Raw genomic sequence first — 19,433 nt, 5'->3', positions numbered from 1 at the left:
GTGTTTTTGCTCAAGCCATTTCAGAAAACAACAAATAAGGAAGTCTTTATGCAAAGAGCTCACTTCCAGGCGCTGGCCTGGGCCTCGGCAATCGCCCTGCTGACCGCCTGCGCGAGCCACTCGCCACCCTACCCGCATGCACAGGAGCCGATTGGCGACGTGCAGACCATGTACGATGGCAAACTCAGCCCCGACGCCGCCGTCAGCATCTTTCGCAATATCGACCGCTTGTTTCCGGTGCGCACCATCAAGGCCGGCAGCCACCCTTTCCCATTGCCGCACAGCAGCCGGGCGCTGGGACCGGTTGCGTTCGATTACGAAGGCAAACGCTATAGCCTTGATGACTACGTCACCCTCAACCGGGTAACAGGCCTGCTGGTGATCAAGGACGGCCAAGTCGTTACTGAACGCTACGAAAAAGGTAATACCGCCGAAACCCGCTGGATGTCGATGTCGGTGGCCAAGTCGATTACATCCACCCTCGTCGGCGCGGCCTTGCAGGACGGTTCGATCAAGAGCCTGGATGACAAAGTGACCCAGTATTTGCCTGCACTGGCCGGCAGCGGCTACGACCAGGCCACCGTACGCCAGGTGCTGGCGATGCGTTCGGGGGTCAAATGGAGTGAGAAATACGCCGACCCGACGTCGGATCGACGCATGATGCTCAAGCTGCAGACCGAACAAGTGCCCGGCTCCGCCCTCAAGTTCATGGCGAGCCTGCCCAGCGCCGCGCCGCCTGGCACCCGCACCAACTACAGCACTGGCGAGACACAAGTGCTCGGCCAACTGGTCAGCGCCGCCGTGGGCAAGCCCCTGGCGAACTACCTCAGCGAGAAAATCTGGGCGCCCTATGGCATGCAGACCGATGCGAACTGGTGGCTCGACGGTCCGAACGGCAACGAAGTGGGCGGCAGCGGCATCAGCGCAACACTGGAAGATTACGGGCGCTTCGGACAGTTCGTACTCAGTGGCGGAAAAGCCGGCGACAAGCAAGTACTGCCCAAAGGCTGGATGAGCTTTGCCAGCGCCACTACCGGCACCGATGCCGCCTACGGTGACTTTGCCTCCATGTGGTGGCCAGCCTGGACTGCCGCGTCAAAAGCAGACAAAGCCTTCACGGCTGCCGGCATTTTCGGCCAGTTCATCTACATAAACCCTACGCAAAACGTGGTGATCGTCGTGTGGCAAGCGCAGACCAAAGCCACCGGCGGCGAAGTCATTGACGACATGGTCGCCTTCGACGCCATCACCAAGGCCGCCCGGTAACCAAGCGCAACACCCGGCGGGCGCGCCTGTATGATGGGCGCCTGCCCCACTGATCGCTTGAGAGCCCTCCATGACCTGGCAACCCCACATCACCGTCGCCACCATCGTCGAAGACAATGGCCGCTTCCTCATGGTCGAAGAGCTCAAGGGCGGCCGCGCCGTGCTCAACCAGCCTGCCGGCCATCTCGACCCGCACGAAACCCTGACCGAAGCCGCCGTGCGCGAAACCCTCGAAGAAACCGGCTGGGACGTCGAAGCCACCGGCATCGTCGGCATCTACCTGTACACCGCCCCCAGCAATGGCGTGACCTACCAACGGGTCTGCTTCATCGCCAAGGCCCTGCGACACCACCCGGACTATCAACTGGACGAAGGTATCGTGCGCGCCCGCTGGCTGAGCCGTGACGAGCTGATAGCCTTGCGCGACGACTGGCGCAGCGAGTTGATCATTCGCTGTATCGACGACTATTTGGCCGGTCAGCGCCATAGTCTCGAGCTGATCCGCCCTTCTCTTTAGCCTTGCGGGCTCGGGCCTGCTAGAATCGCGTCCTTTTTCAAGACACCCGTTGAAATCCTATGCGTGATCCAGCCCCTTCTGACACACAAAAGAAGCGCGTCATCGTCGGCATGTCCGGCGGCGTGGATTCTTCCGTTTCCGCCGTTCTGCTCATGGAGCAGGGTTATGAGGTGGAAGGCCTGTTCATGAAGAACTGGGAAGAAGACGATGGAACGGAATACTGCACCGCCATGGACGACCTGGCGGACGCCCAGGCCGTGTGCGACAAGATTGGCATCAAGCTGCACACCGCCAACTTTGCCGCCGAGTACTGGGACAACGTGTTCGAACATTTCCTGGCCGAATACAAGGCCGGTCGTACGCCGAACCCGGACATCCTGTGCAACCGCGAAATCAAGTTCAAGGCGTTCCTCGATTACGCCATGATCCTCGGCGCCGACCTGATTGCCACTGGCCACTACGTGCGCCGTCGCGATATCGATGGCCGCACCGAATTGCTCAAGGGCCTGGACCCGAACAAGGACCAGAGTTACTTCCTGCACGCCGTGGGCGGTGAACAGATCGCCAAGACCCTGTTCCCGGTGGGCGAACTGGAAAAGCCCGAAGTGCGCAAGATCGCCGAGAAACATGGCCTGGCCACCGCCAAGAAAAAGGATTCCACCGGGATCTGCTTTATCGGCGAGCGCCGCTTCAGCGACTTCCTCAAGCAATACCTGCCAGCCCAGCCGGGCGAGATCAAGACCACTGAAGGCGAAGTCATCGGCCGTCACCACGGCCTGATGTACCACACCATCGGCCAGCGCCAGGGCCTGGGTATCGGCGGCTTGAAGGACGCCGGTGAAGAGCCGTGGTACGTGCTGGTCAAGGATCTGGAGCACAACGTGCTGATCGTCGGCCAGGGCAACGAGCATCCCCTGCTGTTCTCCGGCGCGCTGCTGGCTTCAGAGATTTATTGGGTCAACCCGATCGACCTGAGCAGCCCACGCCGCTTGACCGCCAAGGTGCGCTATCGCCAGAGCGACCAGCCCTGCACCCTGGAAAAAACCGCCAATGGCTACCGTGCCACGTTCGATGACCCGCAACGCGCGGTCACGCCCGGCCAGTCCGTGGTGTTCTACGACGGTGAGATCTGCCTGGGGGGCGGCGTGATTGAAGTCGCCGAACCCTGGAGCACCCCGGCATGAGCCCGACCCAGGAGCAATTGACAGCACTGGGCGGTGTGTTTCTCGCCGCCGTGCTGGTGGACAAGATCGCAAAGACCGGCCAGGTGACCGAGGCAGGCCTGACCTGCATGCTCGGCAGCCTGCTGGTGGTCGACCCGAAGGACACCCTGGATGTGTACGGTGGCGATGACCTGAGCCTGCGCGAAGGTTATCGCGCGCTGATCGGCGCCCTCGAGCGCGACCCCAGCACCCTGCAGCGCGAGCCGCTGCGCTATGCGTTGTCGATGCTCGGCCTTGAGCGGCAACTGGCCAAGCGCGACGACCTGCTGGAAACCATCGGCAAGCGCCTGCCGCAGATCCAGTCCCAGGTAGAGCACTTCGGCCCGGCCCACGAGAACGTGATCGCGGCCTGTGGCGCCTTGTACCAGGACACCTTGAGCACCTTGCGCCAGCGGATCCAGGTCCACGGCGACATGCGCAACCTGCAACAACCCAACAACGCCTCGAAAATCCGCGCCCTGCTCTTGGCCGGTATCCGTTCTGCGCGGTTGTGGCGGCAGTTGGGCGGTCATCGTTGGCAGTTGGTCATCAGCCGACGCAAATTGCTCAAAGAGCTTTACCCGTTGATGCGCAACGAATAAGTCGCAGCCGCGGGCTATTTTCAAGCCGTTACGCGTAATACGCCGGTCAGTTGGCAACGGACCGGCGGATTTTTTCATGTATGATACGCGCCCCATTTCGTTGCCCGACTGTCCGAGAACACCCCATGCAGCTCTCTTCGCTCACTGCGGTTTCCCCTGTTGACGGCCGCTACGCCGGCAAGACCCAGGCCCTGCGCCCTATTTTCAGCGAATACGGCCTGATCCGTGCTCGCGTACTGGTTGAAGTGCGCTGGCTCCAGCGCCTGGCCGCTCACCCTGCCATCAGCGAAGTGCCGGCGTTCTCCGCCGAGGCTAACGCTGTACTGAACACCCTGGCGGAAAACTTCTCCCTGGAGCACGCCGAGCGTGTGAAAGAGATCGAGCGCACCACCAACCACGATGTCAAAGCCATCGAGTACCTGCTCAAAGAGCAAGCGGCCAAGCTGCCGGAACTGGCCCAGGTCAGCGAGTTCATCCACTTTGCCTGCACCAGCGAGGACATCAACAACCTGTCCCACGCCCTGATGCTGCGCGAAGGCCGTGATGACGTGATGCTGCCACTGATGCGCCAGACCGCCAACGCCATCCGTGAACTGGCTATCCGCTTCGCCGACGTGCCGATGCTGTCGCGCACCCACGGCCAGCCGGCCTCGCCGACCACCCTGGGCAAAGAACTGGCCAACGTGGTGTACCGCCTGGAGCGCCAGATCGCGCAAGTGGCTGCCGTGCCACTGCTGGGCAAGATCAACGGCGCCGTGGGCAACTACAACGCGCACCTGTCGGCCTACCCTGAGATCGACTGGGAAGCCAACGCCCGCGCCTTCATCGAAGACGAGCTGGGCCTGGGCTTCAACCCGTACACCACGCAGATCGAACCCCACGACTACATCGCCGAGCTGTTCGACGCCATTGCGCGCTTCAACACCATCCTGATCGACTTCGATCGCGATATCTGGGGCTACATCTCCCTGGGCTACTTCAAGCAGCGCACCATCGCTGGCGAAATCGGCTCCTCGACCATGCCGCACAAGGTCAACCCGATCGACTTCGAAAACTCCGAAGGCAACCTGGGCATCGCCAACGCCTTGTTCCAGCACCTGGCCAGCAAGTTGCCGATCTCCCGCTGGCAGCGCGACCTGACCGACTCCACCGTACTGCGCAACCTCGGCGTGGGCTTTGCCCATAGCGTGATCGCCTACGAAGCCAGCCTCAAAGGCATCAGCAAACTGGAACTCAACGCGCAGAAAATCGCCGCTGACCTGGACGCTTGCTGGGAAGTCCTGGCCGAGCCGATCCAGACCGTAATGCGCCGCTACAACATCGAAAACCCCTACGAAAAGCTGAAAGAGTTGACACGCGGCAAGGGCATCAGCCCCGAGGCGCTGCAAACTTTCATCGACGGCCTGGACATGCCAGCCGCGGCCAAGGCCGAGCTGAAACTGCTGACCCCGGCCAACTACATCGGCAACGCTGTAGACCAAGCCAAACGCATCTGATTGCGGCTTGATCCCTTGAGACGCCCGGCAGCGCCGGGCGTTTTTATTCCCGTCTGAAAAGTGCTTTTTTTCAATAGGTTACACATGAATCCTGATATTCCTCTTCAACTTCTGGGCGGCATCACGGCACGGGAATTCCTGCGCGACTACTGGCAGAAAAAACCGCTGCTGATCCGCCAGGCCATCCCTGATTTCGAAAGCCCGATCGACGCCGACGAACTGGCCGGCCTGGCGCTGGAAGAAGAAGTCGAGTCACGCCTGGTGATCGAGCACGGCGAGCGCCCATGGGAACTGCGCCGCGGCCCGTTTGCCGAAGACGCCTTCAGCACCCTGCCAGAGCGCGAGTGGACCCTGCTGGTGCAGGCGGTCGACCAGTTCGTACCGGAAGTGGCCGAGTTGCTGGAGCAGTTCCGCTTCCTGCCAAGCTGGCGCATCGACGACGTGATGATCAGCTTTGCCGCCCCCGGTGGCAGCGTAGGCCCACACTTCGATAACTACGATGTGTTCCTGCTGCAAGCCCAGGGCAAGCGCAACTGGAAGATCGGCCAGATGTGCAGCTCGGAAAGCCCGCTGCTGCAACACGCCGACCTGCGCATCCTCGCCGAATTCGAAGAGAGCGCCGAATGGGTGCTGGAGCCGGGCGACATGCTCTACCTGCCGCCGCGCCTGGCGCACTTCGGCATCGCTGAAGATGACTGCATGACCTACTCGGTAGGCTTCCGCGCACCCAGCGCCGCTGAAGTGCTGACCCATTTCACCGACTTCCTCAGCCAGTACCTGACAGATGAGGAGCGCTACACCGACGCCGACGCCCAGCCTGTCAGCGACCCGCACCAGATCCAGAGCGACGCCCTCGACCGCCTGAAAAGCCTGCTGGCCGAGCACATGAGCGACGAACGCATGCTGCTGACCTGGTTCGGCCAATTCATGACCGAGCCACGCTACCCGGAACTGGTCGCCGGCCCTGAAGAGCTGGCGCAGGATGAAGTCATCAGCAGCCTGGAAGACGGTGCAGTCCTGATCCGCAATCCGAGCGCACGCCTGGCCTGGTCGGAAGTGGACGACGATGTACTGCTGTTCGCCAGTGGCCAGAGCCGTTACCTGCCGGGCAAACTGCGCGAGCTGCTGAAGCTGATCTGCGCGGCCGACGCCCTGCACGTCGACAACCTGGGTCCGTGGCTGGCCGATGAAGATGGCCGCGACCTGCTGTGCGAACTGGTCAAGCAAGGAAGCCTGGGGTTTGCCGATGAATAAAATTCACGTAAGTGTCGCAGACTGGCAAAAGGATATCGCCGAGATCCGGCGCATTCGTGAAGCGGTATTTATCGCTGAGCAATCGGTTCCACCTGAGCTGGAATGGGACGCAGACGACGCCGGGGCCATGCATTTCCTCGCATTCGAAGGCGACTTTCCGATTGGCACTGCGCGCCTGCTACCCAGCGGCGAGATCGGTCGCGTGTCGGTCCTCAAGGACTGGCGCGGGCTGAAAGTCGGCGACAAGCTGATGGAAGCGGTGATCGGCCAGGCCGAAAAACGCGGCCAGACCCGGCAGTTCCTCAGCGCGCAGGTGTATGCCGCGCCGTTCTATGAGCGGCTGGGGTTCAAGATCGTCAGCGGGGAATTCCTGGAAGTCGGGATTCCCCATGTTGATATGGAGCGCGAGGGTTGATTTAAGACCATGGCGCGGCCATCGCAGGCAAGCAAGCTCCCACATTCGACCGCGCATGCCTCGAGCGACGCGGTCGGTGTGGGAGCTGGCTTGCCTGCGATGACGATATCAGCAACACCCAAAAAGGCCCTGCCATCCCCGATGCCAGGGCCTTTTGCCGTCTACGATTCAACTCGCGCCCCTCCGGGCCGATAAACTGGCACCATCAAGCCCAAATGACTTGCAGAGATAACGGACATGTCCCTACGCACCCTAGTCGCCAGCCTGCTCATGGCCGCCAGCTTTTCGGCAATGGCAGCCACTGAAGTCGTACCCCTGAACAACCGCACCAGCGCCGACCTGTTACCCGTGGCGCAGAATTTCATTGGCAAGGACGGCACGGTCAGCGCCTACGGCAATCAACTGATCGTGAATGCCGAACCCGACAAGATCCAGGGCCTGCGCGCCCTGCTCACACAGCTGGACACCCCGTCCAAGCGCCTGTTGATCACCGTCGACACTAATGAGAACAATCAGCATGCCAACCGCCAGGTCATTACCTACAGCACCGAAAGCCGAGAGGGCGGGATCCAGCAGATCCAGGCCAGCGAAGGTGTGCCCGCGCTGATCCAGGTCGGCCAGAGCGTCCCCCTGACCACCACCCAGCCCGACGCCTACGGCCGCCCGCAAAACCAGACCCAGTACCGCAACGTCACCCAGGGCTTCTACGTAACCGCCAGCGTCACCGGCGAGACCGTGCACCTGAGCATCAACACCAATCGTGACCGCATGAGCCAGGAACGTCCTGATGTAGTGAACGTGCAAAGTACCGACACAACCGTCAGCGGGCGCCTGGGCGAGTGGATCACCCTGGCCGGCATCAATCGCCAGACCCAGGCCGACAAACAGGGCACAACCCGCACCTACTCGACCCAGGGCCGGGATGACCTGACAGTGCGGGTCAAAGTCGAGGCCTTGAACTGAAGCACCAAAAACTGACTGATTAGTCGTATTAGACCAAAGATGTAGTGCCATAAAAAAAGCACTACAAAACATTTGACGATCCAAAAAAGCATGGGCATGATGGCCTCGCTCCCGCTAATCAGGGGCCCTGGCAAGGGCCTTCGGATCGTCGCTCCAAGTTACCCACCTGAGCCGATTCGTGTCTGTACCGCCCACAAGGCGTGTTTGACGAGGTTGCGACTGGAACGAAGTTGTCCCGAGGGACGGAAGCTAACCAGGTAACCCGGCAACACACTGATGGATCGTACCAAGGCCCACGACGCCCGAAGACTGTTCTCGGTTCGCCTCTACCTGCTCACTTTCTCCCTTGAGCCTATCGTTCATCCCGTCGCCTTCCCCGCCAAGCCCAACTTGACCGCCTAAGCTTCTGGTCAGCGAGCAGCCATAACCACGCACTGAATACGTGGCTGGCAAACGGAATTTTCAACCCAGTAGTTTTTCCACAAAGACGCGACGAGGTTTTTCCCCATGGCACTGACACGCGAACAGCAAATTGCAGCCCTTGAAAAAGACTGGGCTGAAAACCCACGCTGGAAAGGCGTGACTCGCGCTTACTCCGCTGCTGACGTCGTCCGCCTGCGCGGCTCGGTTCAACCTGAGCACACCTTTGCAAAACTGGGCGCCGAGAAGCTGTGGAAGCTGGTTACCCAGGGCGCCAAGCCGTCCTTTCGCCCCGAGAAAGATTTCGTCAACTGCATGGGCGCCCTGACCGGCGGCCAGGCTGTGCAACAAGTCAAGGCCGGCATCCAGGCGATCTACCTGTCCGGCTGGCAAGTGGCTGCGGACAACAACTCCGCCGAGTCCATGTACCCTGACCAATCGCTGTACCCGGTGGACTCCGTGCCAACCGTGGTCAAGCGCATCAACAACTCGTTCCGCCGCGCCGACCAGATCCAGTGGAAAGCCGGTAAAGGTCCGGGCGACGAAGGCTACATCGACTACTTCGCGCCAATCGTGGCGGACGCCGAAGCCGGTTTCGGTGGCGTACTGAACGCCTACGAGCTGATGAAAAGCATGATCGAGGCAGGCGCCGCCGGCGTGCACTTCGAAGACCAACTGGCTTCCGTGAAAAAATGCGGCCACATGGGCGGCAAGGTCCTGGTTCCAACCCAGGAAGCCGTACAGAAGCTGACCGCTGCCCGCCTGGCAGCTGACGTAGCCGGCACGCCGACCATCATCCTGGCCCGTACCGACGCCAACGCCGCTGACCTGCTGACTTCGGACTGCGACCCGTACGACCAGCCGTTCGTAACTGGCGAGCGCACCCAGGAAGGTTTCTACAAGGTGCGTGCAGGCCTGGATCAAGCCATTGCCCGTGGCCTGGCCTACGCGCCGTACGCCGACCTGATCTGGTGCGAAACCGCCAAGCCAGACCTGGACGAAGCCCGTCGCTTCGCCGAGGCGATCAAGAAGGAATACCCGGACCAACTGCTGTCCTACAACTGCTCGCCTTCCTTCAACTGGAAGAAGAACCTGGACGACGCGACCATCGCCAAGTTCCAGCGCGAACTGTCCGCCATGGGCTACAAGCACCAGTTCATCACCCTGGCCGGCATTCACAACATGTGGCACAGCATGTTCAACCTGGCGCACGACTACGCCCGCAACGACATGACTGCCTACGTGAAGCTGCAGGAGCAGGAATTCGCTGACGCCGCCAAAGGCTACACCTTCGTGGCGCACCAGCAGGAAGTGGGCACTGGCTACTTCGACGACATGACCACCGTGATCCAGGGCGGCACCTCGTCCGTGACCGCGCTGACCGGCTCGACTGAAGAAGAACAGTTCCACTGAGTAAACTGAGTACACGGCCATTGCGGGCCCGATAGAAAGCTAACCGCAGTGCCGCACGATCTGACGCCCCGACTGGTTCGGGGCGTTTTTTTTGCCTGAAAAATCGCTCCGGGCCCAGTGAAGATCAAAATGTGGGAGCGGGCTTGCTCGCGATAGCGATATGTCAGTCAAGAAAGTGCTGGCTGACACACCGCTATCGCGAGCAAGCCCGCTCCCACAATGAAAATGCGCTCAGCCTGGTGTTTTTTGCGCAAAACCTTGATCCAGAGCGGTATTCGCCCAGAAAAAATCAGTTAAAAGTTGCGCGCTGGCAACTTGCGCCAAACGGGCAAGTAACAACAACTTTCCCTGCGCCCCGCTCATTATCCGCTTAAAACTCTTGCAAACAATATTCATTATCATTTAGAGCAATAAAACTTCGTTACACCCTAAACAAAACACAATTGATTAAAATCAAGCTAATGCCCGCAGCGTCTGGGCTACAGCCCCATAAAGGTGCACTATGTCCTTATTTCAGCGAATAATTTAGCTACAGGAATTTTACTTGCTAGGTGTTTAGCCATAAAATCACCGCGATTGATTGCGCTGCGACATATCGTCACTGCGTCGTTACTTTTTCGAGCTCAGAGACCTTTGCTCTCTGTTAAGGATTTCCAGCATGACCGAAGCGACAGGACTCATGGCCCACAACTGGGGCTTTGCCATTTTCCTCCTCGGTGTTGTCGGCCTCTGTGCCTTCATGCTCGGTGTCTCCAGCCTTCTCGGGTCAAAAGCCTGGGGCCGCAGCAAAAACGAACCGTTCGAGTCCGGCATGCTACCTACAGGTGGCGCCCGCTTGCGGCTCTCAGCCAAATTCTATCTGGTCGCGATGTTGTTCGTGATCTTCGATATCGAAGCCCTCTTTCTCTTTGCCTGGTCTGTGTCCGTCCGCGAAAGCGGCTGGACCGGATTCGTCGAAGCCCTCGTTTTCATAGCAATTCTGTTGGCAGGCCTTGTCTACCTATTTCGAGTGGGCGCCCTTGACTGGGCTCCGGAAGCTCGTCGCAAGCGGCAAGCGAAGCTGAAACAATGAGGCTTTGGCGATGCAATACAATCTCACCAGGATCGACCCGGATGCTCCTAACGATCAGTACCCCATCGGCGAACGGGAAACCGTCTCCGATCCGTTAGAAGACCAAGTCCACAAAAACATCTACATGGGCAAGCTGGAAGACGTGCTGAGTGGCGCGGTCAACTGGGGGCGCAAGAATTCCCTGTGGCCGTACAACTTCGGCCTTTCGTGCTGCTACGTGGAAATGACCACCGCCTTCACGGCGCCCCACGACATCGCGCGCTTTGGCGCCGAAGTTATCCGGGCATCACCGCGCCAGGCGGATTTCATGGTTATCGCCGGCACCTGCTTTATCAAGATGGCGCCGATCATCCAGCGTCTCTACGAGCAAATGCTCGAGCCGAAGTGGGTTATCTCCATGGGTTCGTGCGCCAACTCCGGTGGCATGTACGACATCTATTCCGTAGTTCAGGGGGTGGACAAGTTCCTGCCTGTGGACGTTTACGTGCCTGGCTGCCCGCCCCGCCCTGAAGCTTTCCTGCAAGGCCTGATGCTGTTGCAGGAATCGATTGGCAAGGAGCGTCGCCCACTGTCCTGGGTCGTCGGCGATCAAGGCGTGTACCGCGCCGAGATGCCTTCGCAAAAGGAACAGCGCCGCGAACAGCGAATCGCAGTCACCAACCTGCGCAGCCCCGACGAAGTCTGATCCAGCCCGCTTCTTTTATAGAACGAAAACCTGGCCTCATTCTTTACGTTGACCGAAAGCGATAAAAAACCATGACTACAGGCAGCGCTCTGTATATCCCGCCTTATAAGGCAGACGACCAGGATGTGGTCGTCGAACTCAATAACCGTTTTGGCCCTGACGCCTTCACCGCCCAGGCCACACGCACCGGTATGCCGGTGCTGTGGGTGGCGCGCGCCAAGCTCGTCGAAGTCCTGACCTTCCTGCGCAACCTGCCCAAGCCGTACGTCATGCTCTATGACCTGCATGGCGTGGACGAGCGTCTGCGCACCAAGCGCCAGGGGCTGCCGAGCGGCGCCGACTTCACCGTGTTCTATCACCTGATGTCACTGGAACGTAACAGCGACGTGATGATCAAGGTCGCCCTCTCGGAAAGCGACCTGAGCATCCCGACCGTGACCGGTATCTGGCCGAACGCCAGCTGGTACGAGCGTGAAGTCTGGGACATGTTCGGGATCGACTTCCCGGGCCACCCGCACCTGACGCGCATCATGATGCCGCCGACCTGGGAAGGTCACCCGCTGCGCAAGGACTTCCCTGCCCGCGCCACCGAATTCGATCCGTTCAGCCTCAACCTGGCCAAGCAGCAGCTTGAAGAAGAAGCCGCGCGCTTCCGTCCGGAAGACTGGGGCATGAAGCGTTCCGGCACCAACGAGGACTACATGTTCCTCAACCTGGGCCCGAACCACCCTTCGGCCCACGGTGCCTTCCGTATCATCCTGCAACTGGACGGCGAAGAAATCGTCGACTGCGTGCCGGACATCGGCTACCACCACCGTGGTGCCGAGAAGATGGCCGAGCGCCAGTCCTGGCACAGCTTCATCCCGTACACCGACCGTATCGACTACCTCGGCGGCGTGATGAACAACCTGCCGTACGTGCTCTCGGTCGAGAAGCTGGCGGGCATCAAGGTGCCAGACCGCGTCGACACCATCCGCATCATGATGGCCGAGTTCTTCCGGATCACCAGCCACCTGCTGTTCCTGGGTACCTATATCCAGGACGTCGGCGCCATGACCCCGGTGTTCTTCACCTTCACCGACCGTCAGCGGGCGTACAAGGTCATCGAGGCCATCACGGGCTTTCGCCTGCACCCGGCCTGGTACCGCATCGGCGGCGTAGCCCACGACCTGCCGAACGGTTGGGAGCGCCTGGTCAAGGAATTCATCGACTGGATGCCCAAGCGTCTGGACGAGTACCAAAAGGCTGCGCTGGACAACAGCATCCTCAAGGGCCGGACCATCGGCGTCGCTGCCTACAACACCAAAGAGGCCCTGGAATGGGGCGTCACCGGTGCTGGTCTGCGCTCGACTGGCTGCGATTTCGACCTGCGCAAGGCGCGCCCGTACTCCGGCTATGAGAACTTCGAGTTCGAAGTTCCGCTGGCAGCCAATGGCGATGCCTACGACCGTTGCATCGTGCGCGTCGAAGAAATGCGCCAGAGCCTGAAGATCATTGAGCAGTGCATGCGCAACATGCCGGCAGGCCCGTACAAAGCGGATCACCCGCTGACCACGCCGCCGCCAAAAGAGCGCACCCTGCAGCACATCGAAACCCTGATCACGCACTTCCTGCAAGTCTCGTGGGGCCCGGTGATGCCGGCCAACGAGTCCTTCCAGATGATCGAGGCGACCAAGGGTATCAACAGTTATTACCTGACGAGCGATGGCGGCACCATGAGCTACCGCACCCGGATTCGTACCCCAAGCTTCGCCCACTTGCAGCAGATCCCTTCGGTGATCAAAGGCGAGATGGTCGCGGACTTGATTGCGTACCTGGGTAGTATCGATTTCGTTATGGCCGACGTGGACCGCTAAGCATGAACAGCACGCTTATCCAGACAGACCGTTTCACCTTGAGTGAAACCGAGCGCTCGGCCATCGAGCACGAGCTGCATCACTACGAAGACCCGCGCGCGGCGTCGATCGAAGCCTTGAAGATCGTCCAGAAGGAACGTGGCTGGGTGCCCGACGGCGCCCTCTACGCCATCGGCGAGATCCTCGGCATCCCGGCCAGCGATGTGGAAGGCGTGGCGACGTTCTACAGCCAGATCTTCCGCCAGCCGGTCGGCCGCCACATCATTCGCGTGTGCGACAGCATGGTCTGCTACATCGGTGGCCACGAGTCAGTGGTCGACGCGATCCAGAGCAAGCTGGGCATCGGCCTGGGCCAGACCACTGCAGACGGGCGCTTCACGCTGCTGCCGGTATGCTGCCTGGGCAACTGCGACAAAGCGCCGGCGTTGATGATCGACGACGACACATTCGGCGACGTGCAGGCCTCTGGCGTCACCCAATTGCTCGAGGGCTACCCATGACCCTGACTTCCTTTGGCCCGGCCAACCTGATCAAGCGTTCGGCCGAAACCCACCCGCTGACCTGGCGCCTGCGTGACGACGGCGAGCCTGTATGGCTTGACGAGTACCAAGCCAAGAACGGTTACGCCGCTGCGCGCAAAGCCTTTGCCGACATGGCTCAGGACGATATCGTCCAGACCGTGAAGGACGCTGGCCTCAAAGGTCGCGGCGGCGCAGGCTTCCCCACGGGTGTGAAGTGGGGACTGATGCCAAAAGATGAATCCATCAACATCCGTTACCTGTTGTGTAACGCCGATGAAATGGAGCCCAACACCTGGAAAGACCGCATGTTGATGGAGCAACTGCCCCATCTGCTGATCGAAGGCATGCTGATCAGCGCCCGCGCGCTGAAAACCTACCGGGGCTACATCTTCCTGCGGGGCGAATACACCACCGCCGCCAAACACCTGAACCGTGCCGTGGCCGAAGCCAAGGCCGCAGGCCTGTTGGGCAAGAACATCCTCGGTTCGGGTTTTGACTTCGAGTTGTTCGTGCACACCGGCGCCGGGCGTTACATCTGCGGTGAAGAAACCGCACTGATCAACTCCCTCGAAGGCCGCCGCGCCAACCCGCGCTCCAAGCCGCCCTTCCCCGCCGCCGTTGGCGTGTGGGGCAAGCCTACGTGCGTGAACAACGTCGAGACCCTGTGCAACGTGCCGGCGATCATCGCCGACGGCGTGGACTGGTACAAATCCCTGGCCCGCGAAGGCAGCGAAGACATGGGCACCAAGCTCATGGGCTTCTCCGGCAAGGTCAAGAACCCTGGCCTGTGGGAACTGCCATTCGGCGTGACCGCCCGCGAGCTGTTCGAGGACTACGCCGGCGGCATGCGCGACGGCTACACCCTCAAGGCCTGGCAGCCAGGCGGCGCCGGCACCGGTTTCCTGTTGCCCGAGCACCTCGACGCACAGATGTATGCCGGCGGCATCGGCAAGGTGGGCACCCGGATGGGTACCGGCCTGGCGATGGCGGTGGACAACACCGTGAACATGGTCTCGCTGCTGCGCAACATGGAGCAGTTCTTCGCTCGCGAATCCTGTGGTTTCTGCACCCCGTGCCGCGATGGCTTGCCATGGAGCGTCAAGCTTCTGATGGCGATCGAGAAAGGCGAAGGCCAGCCGGGGGATATCGAAACCCTGCTGGGCCTGGTCGGTTTCCTCGGCCCTGGCAAGACCTTCTGTGCTCACGCACCGGGCGCCGTGGAGCCACTGGGCAGCGCAATCAAGTACTTCCGCTCGGAGTTCGAAGCCGGCATCGCGCCCAAAAGCGCCGCCGTCCCGCCTCTGGCAAAGCCGATCGTAGTCGGCGCGTAACGCTTCAATAGGCGAAGGGTCCGTGCCCTTCGCCTTGTCATGTGCTGACGCCGTGAAGGCTGTGTTGATGCACATGAATAACAAGATTCCATTAGCCACGCCCGCTGACAACGGGCCAACGAAGAACTTTGAACCATGGCCACTATCCACGTAGACGGCAAAGCGCTCGAAGTCGATGGGGCGGACAACCTGTTACAGGCGTGTCTGTCACTAGGCCTCGACATCCCTTATTTCTGCTGGCACCCCGCGCTTGGTAGCGTCGGTGCCTGTCGCCAGTGTGCGGTCAAGCAGTACACCGACGAAAACGACACCCGTGGTCGTATCGTCATGTCCTGCATGACGCCGGCCACCGACAACACCTGGATTTCCATCGACGATGATGAGTCCAAGGCGTTTCGCGCCAGCGTTGTCGAATGGCTGATGACCAACCACCCCCACGACTGCCCGGTCTGTGAGGAAGGCGGTCACTGCCACCTGCAAGACATGACGGTGATGACCGGCCACAACGAGCGCCGTTATCGCTTCACCAAGCGTACCCACCAGAACCAGGACCTCGGCCCGTTCATTTCCCACGAAATGAACCGCTGCATCGCCTGCTATCGCTGCGTACGCTTCTATAAAGACTACGCCGGCGGCACCGACCTGGGCGTATTCGGCGCCCATGACAACGTGTACTTCGGGCGCGTTGAAGATGGCGTCCTGGAAAGCGAGTTCTCCGGCAACCTCACCGAGGTCTGCCCGACCGGTGTGTTCACCGACAAGACTCACTCCGAGCGCTACAACCGCAAGTGGGACATGCAGTTCTCGCCGAGCATCTGCCATGGCTGCTCCAGCGGTTGCAACATCTCCCCGGGCGAGCGCTACGGCGAACTGCGTCGCATCGAAAACCGCTTCAACGGTTCGGTCAACCAGTACTTCCTGTGCGACCGTGGCCGCTTCGGCTATGGCTACGTCAACCGCGAAGACCGTCCTCGCCAGCCATTGCTGGCCGATGGCGCCAAGCTAAGCCTGGACGAGGCGCTGGACAAAGCCGCCGACCTGCTGCGCGGGCGCAACATCGTCGGTATCGGTTCGCCACGCGCCAGCCTCGAAAGCAACTACGCGCTGCGTGAACTGGTGGGTGCCGAGCACTTCTACAGCGGTATCGAAGCCGGCGAGCTGGAGCGTATCCGCCTGGTCCTGCAGGTGCTCAATGACAGCCCGCTGCCAGTGCCGAACATGCGCGACATCGAAGACCACGACGCAATCTTCGTGCTCGGTGAAGACCTGACCCAGACCGCCGCGCGTATCGCGCTGTCCCTGCGCCAGTCGGTCAAAGGCAAGGCCGAAGAAATGGCCGACGCCATGCGCGTACAGCCTTGGCTCGACGCTGCGGTGAAAAACATCGGCCAGCACGCGCTGAACCCGCTGTTTATCGCAAGCCTTGCCGAAACCAAGCTCGACGATATCGCTGAAGAATGCGTGCACGCAGCACCTGACGACCTGGCCCGTATCGGTTTCGCCGTGGCCCACGCCCTCGACGCCAGCGCCCCTGCCGTCGAAGGCCTGGACGCAGAAGCCGTGGCCCTGGCCCAGCGTATTGCCGACGCGCTGCTCGCGGCCAAGCGTCCTTTGATCATTGCCGGTACCTCGTTGGGTTCCAAGGCGCTGATCGAAGCCGCCGCCAACATCGCCAAGGCCCTCAAGCTGCGCGAGAAGAACGGCTCCATCAGCCTGGTCGTGCCGGAAGCCAACAGCCTTGGCCTGGCCATGCTCGGTGGCGAGTCCCTGGACAGCGCCCTGCAAGCCGTGATCGACGGCAGTGCCGACGCCATCGTGGTGCTGGAAAACGACCTGTACACCCGCACCGATGCGGGCAAGGTCGATGCCGCGCTGAGTGCTGCCAAAGTGCTGATCGTCGCCGATCACCAAAAGACCGCGACCAGCGACCGTGCCCATCTGGTCTTGCCAGCCGCAAGCTTCGCCGAAGGCGACGGGACCCTGGTCAGCCAGGAAGGCCGCGCCCAGCGCTTCTTCCAGGTGTTCGATCCGAAGTACATGGACGCCAGCATCCTGGTTCACGAAGGCTGGCGCTGGCTGCACGCCCTGCGCGCAACGCTGCTGAACCAGCCGATCGACTGGACCCAGCTCGACCACGTCACCGCAGCCGTCGCCGCGAGCGCACCGCAACTGGCGCGTATCGTCGACGCCGCACCGTCCGCCGCGTTCCGTATCAAGGGCATGAAGCTGGCCCGTGAACCGCTGCGTTATTCCGGGCGTACCGCCATGCGTGCTGATATCAGCGTGCACGAACCGCGTACCCCACAAGACAACGACACCGCGTTCGCCTTCTCCATGGAAGGTTACTCGGGTTCGGTCGAGCCCCGTCAGCAGGTGCCGTTTGCCTGGTCGCCGGGCTGGAACTCGCCGCAGGCCTGGAACAAGTTCCAGGACGAAGTCGGTGGTCATATCCGCGCTGGCGACCCGGGCACCCGCCTGATCGAAAGCACTGGTGATTCGCTGAACTGGTTCGCTGCAGTACCGCGTCCGTTCAACCCGGCCCAGGGCACCTGGCAGGTTGTGCCGTTCTTCCACCTGTTCGGCAGCGAAGAGACCTCTTCCAAGGCCGCGCCGGTGCAAGAGCGCATTCCCGCCGCCTACGTATCCGTGGCCAAGTCCGAAGCCGATCGCCTGGGCGTCAACGACGGTGCCCTGCTCAGCTTGAACGTAGCCGGCCAGACCCTGCGTCTGCCGCTGCGCATCAACGACGAGCTGGGTGCTGGCCTGGTTGCACTGCCAAAAGGCCTCGCCGGGATTCCTCCTGCGATCTTTGGCCAAACCGTTGACGGTCTGCAGGAGGCAGCGCAATGACCTGGTTCACCCCTGAAGTGATCGACGTGATCATCTCGGTCGTCAAGGCCATCGTGATCCTGTTGGCCGTGGTCGTCGCGGGCGCCCTGCTCAGCTTCGTCGAACGTCGCCTGCTGGGCTGGTGGCAGGACCGTTACGGTCCGAACCGCGTTGGCCCATTTGGTATGTTCCAGATCGCTGCCGACATGCTGAAAATGTTCTTCAAGGAAGACTGGACCCCGCCGTTTGCCGACAAGGTGATCTTCACCCTGGCACCGGTCGTGGCCATGAGCGCCTTGCTGATCGCCTTCGCGATCATCCCGATCACCCCGACCTGGGGCGTGGCGGACCTGAACATCGGCTTGCTGTTCTTCTTCGCCATGGCCGGTTTGTCGGTCTATGCGGTGCTGTTCGCCGGCTGGGCCAGTAACAACAAGTTCGCCCTGCTGGGCAGCTTGCGGGCCTCGGCCCAGACTGTGTCCTACGAAGTGTTCATGGGCCTGGCGCTGATGGGCATCGTGGTGCAGGTGGGCTCGTTCAACATGCGCGACATCGTCGAGTACCAGGCTCAGAACCTGTGGTTCATCATTCCGCAGTTCTTCGGCTTCTGTACCTTCTTCATCGCTGGCGTGGCCGTGACTCACCGTCACCCCTTCGACCAGCCGGAAGCGGAACAGGAACTGGCCGACGGCTACCACATCGAATACGCCGGCATGAAATGGGGCATGTTCTTCGTCGGTGAGTACATCGGCATCATCTTGATCTCGGCCCTGCTGGTCACGCTGTTCTTCGGCGGCTGGCACGGTCCGTTCGGCATCCTGCCGCAGTTGGCGTTCTTCTGGTTCTTCCTGAAGACCGCGTTCTTCATCATGTTGTTTATCCTGCTGCGCGCTTCCATTCCGCGTCCACGATACGACCAGGTGATGGATTTCAGCTGGCGCTTCTGCCTGCCGCTGACCCTGATCAATTTGCTGGTGACTGCTGCCGTTGTGTTGTTGAACACGCCAGCGGGCGCGGTTCAGTGAGGATTTGACCCATGTTCAAATATATTGGCGACATCGTTAAGGGTACCGGTACCCAGTTGCGAAGCCTGGTGATGGTGTTCGGTCACGGCTTTCGCAAACGCGACACCCTGCAATACCCGGAAGAAGCGGTGTACCTGCCGCCGCGCTATCGCGGCCGGATCGTACTGACCCGCGACCCCGATGGCGAAGAGCGTTGCGTAGCCTGCAACCTGTGCGCCGTGGCGTGCCCGGTGGGCTGTATCTCCCTGCAGAAAGCTGAAACCGAAGACGGTCGCTGGTACCCGGACTTCTTCCGCATCAACTTCTCGCGCTGCATTTTCTGCGGCCTCTGCGAGGAAGCTTGCCCGACCACCGCGATCCAGCTGACACCGGATTTCGAGATGGCCGAGTTCAAACGTCAGGACCTGGTGTACGAGAAAGAAGATCTGCTGATCTCTGGTCCCGGTAAAAACCCTGATTACAACTTCTATCGTGTTGCAGGTATGGCCGTTGCCGGTAAGCCGAAAGGCGCCGCACAAAACGAAGCCGAGCCGATCAACGTGAAGAGCTTGCTGCCTTAAGGAAGA

Annotated in this window: 17 protein-coding genes; all 17 read left to right on the top strand. The window is 60.9% G+C overall.

Going from position 1 to position 19,433, the window contains the following annotated elements; all coding sequences use genetic code 11:
• Window positions 1–48 precede the first annotated feature (48 nt).
• The 17 genes from AC19YY_RS21680 (at window position 49) to nuoI (ending at window position 19,427) form a co-directional block, all read left to right on the top strand.
• Complete coding sequence (locus AC19YY_RS21680; RefSeq protein ID WP_500604840.1) at window positions 49–1,266, top strand: serine hydrolase domain-containing protein; 1,218 nt, start codon at window positions 49–51, stop codon at window positions 1,264–1,266.
• Window positions 1,267–1,336: 70 nt separating this feature from the next.
• Window positions 1,337–1,783 carry an NUDIX hydrolase gene (locus AC19YY_RS21675; RefSeq protein WP_169954346.1) on the top strand — a complete coding sequence of 149 codons (447 nt, stop codon included), beginning with the start codon at window positions 1,337–1,339 and terminating at the stop codon, window positions 1,781–1,783.
• 59 nt (window positions 1,784–1,842) lie between these two features.
• Window positions 1,843–2,967 carry a tRNA 2-thiouridine(34) synthase MnmA gene (gene mnmA / locus AC19YY_RS21670; RefSeq protein ID WP_169954347.1) on the top strand — a complete coding sequence of 375 codons (1,125 nt, stop codon included), beginning with the start codon at window positions 1,843–1,845 and terminating at the stop codon, window positions 2,965–2,967.
• Window positions 2,964–3,587, top strand: a complete 624-nt coding sequence (hflD, locus tag AC19YY_RS21665) for a high frequency lysogenization protein HflD (protein ID WP_005789104.1) — start codon at window positions 2,964–2,966, stop codon at window positions 3,585–3,587. Before mnmA ends, hflD begins: the two co-directional genes overlap by 4 nt.
• Before the next feature lie 125 nt (window positions 3,588–3,712).
• Window positions 3,713–5,083 carry an adenylosuccinate lyase gene (gene purB / locus AC19YY_RS21660; RefSeq protein ID WP_029293372.1) on the top strand — a complete coding sequence of 457 codons (1,371 nt, stop codon included), beginning with the start codon at window positions 3,713–3,715 and terminating at the stop codon, window positions 5,081–5,083.
• A gap of 84 nt (window positions 5,084–5,167) precedes the next feature.
• Complete coding sequence (locus tag AC19YY_RS21655) at window positions 5,168–6,337, top strand: ribosomal protein uL16 3-hydroxylase (protein WP_029293370.1); 1,170 nt, start codon at window positions 5,168–5,170, stop codon at window positions 6,335–6,337.
• Window positions 6,330–6,752: a GNAT family N-acetyltransferase gene (locus AC19YY_RS21650; RefSeq protein ID WP_169954348.1), complete on the top strand. Its 423-nt coding sequence runs from the start codon at window positions 6,330–6,332 to the stop codon at window positions 6,750–6,752. Before AC19YY_RS21655 ends, AC19YY_RS21650 begins: the two co-directional genes overlap by 8 nt.
• A 237-nt stretch (window positions 6,753–6,989) precedes the next feature.
• Window positions 6,990–7,715 (top strand): secretin N-terminal domain-containing protein, encoded by a 726-nt coding sequence (locus AC19YY_RS21645; RefSeq protein ID WP_500604839.1) that lies wholly within the window; start codon window positions 6,990–6,992, stop codon window positions 7,713–7,715.
• A 507-nt stretch (window positions 7,716–8,222) separates the two neighbouring features.
• Entirely contained in the window at window positions 8,223–9,548 is a 1,326-nt protein-coding gene (gene aceA / locus AC19YY_RS21640) for an isocitrate lyase (protein ID WP_003219577.1), read from the top strand.
• A 658-nt stretch (window positions 9,549–10,206) separates the two neighbouring features.
• Window positions 10,207–10,620: an NADH-quinone oxidoreductase subunit A gene (locus AC19YY_RS21635; protein ID WP_003219575.1), complete on the top strand. Its 414-nt coding sequence runs from the start codon at window positions 10,207–10,209 to the stop codon at window positions 10,618–10,620.
• 10 nt (window positions 10,621–10,630) lie between these two features.
• Window positions 10,631–11,305 carry a NuoB/complex I 20 kDa subunit family protein gene (locus tag AC19YY_RS21630; RefSeq protein WP_012724951.1) on the top strand — a complete coding sequence of 225 codons (675 nt, stop codon included), beginning with the start codon at window positions 10,631–10,633 and terminating at the stop codon, window positions 11,303–11,305.
• A gap of 71 nt (window positions 11,306–11,376) precedes the next feature.
• Window positions 11,377–13,161 carry an NADH-quinone oxidoreductase subunit C/D gene (nuoC, locus tag AC19YY_RS21625; protein ID WP_090402815.1) on the top strand — a complete coding sequence of 595 codons (1,785 nt, stop codon included), beginning with the start codon at window positions 11,377–11,379 and terminating at the stop codon, window positions 13,159–13,161.
• A gap of 2 nt (window positions 13,162–13,163) precedes the next feature.
• Window positions 13,164–13,661: an NADH-quinone oxidoreductase subunit NuoE gene (nuoE, locus tag AC19YY_RS21620; RefSeq protein ID WP_029293358.1), complete on the top strand. Its 498-nt coding sequence runs from the start codon at window positions 13,164–13,166 to the stop codon at window positions 13,659–13,661.
• Window positions 13,658–15,013, top strand: a complete 1,356-nt coding sequence (gene nuoF, locus AC19YY_RS21615) for an NADH-quinone oxidoreductase subunit NuoF (protein WP_169954350.1) — start codon at window positions 13,658–13,660, stop codon at window positions 15,011–15,013. Before nuoE ends, nuoF begins: the two co-directional genes overlap by 4 nt.
• Window positions 15,014–15,148: 135 nt before the next feature.
• Window positions 15,149–17,863, top strand: coding sequence for an NADH-quinone oxidoreductase subunit NuoG (nuoG, locus tag AC19YY_RS21610; RefSeq protein WP_169954351.1), 2,715 nt, complete (start codon window positions 15,149–15,151; stop codon window positions 17,861–17,863).
• Window positions 17,860–18,867: an NADH-quinone oxidoreductase subunit NuoH gene (gene nuoH, locus AC19YY_RS21605; RefSeq protein ID WP_017737147.1), complete on the top strand. Its 1,008-nt coding sequence runs from the start codon at window positions 17,860–17,862 to the stop codon at window positions 18,865–18,867. The genes nuoG and nuoH overlap by 4 nt, the downstream gene beginning before the upstream one ends.
• Before the next feature lie 11 nt (window positions 18,868–18,878).
• The gene (nuoI, locus tag AC19YY_RS21600; RefSeq protein ID WP_003174725.1) at window positions 18,879–19,427 is read left to right on the top strand and encodes an NADH-quinone oxidoreductase subunit NuoI; all 549 of its coding nucleotides are present in this window, start codon (window positions 18,879–18,881) and stop codon (window positions 19,425–19,427) included.
• Window positions 19,428–19,433: the final 6 nt, after the last annotated feature.

It is taken from the genome of Pseudomonas sp. MF09156 (genome assembly GCF_059862305.1).
The sequence above is the reverse complement of the archived record's forward strand: the minus strand, read 5'-3'. Positions and strand labels throughout refer to the sequence as shown.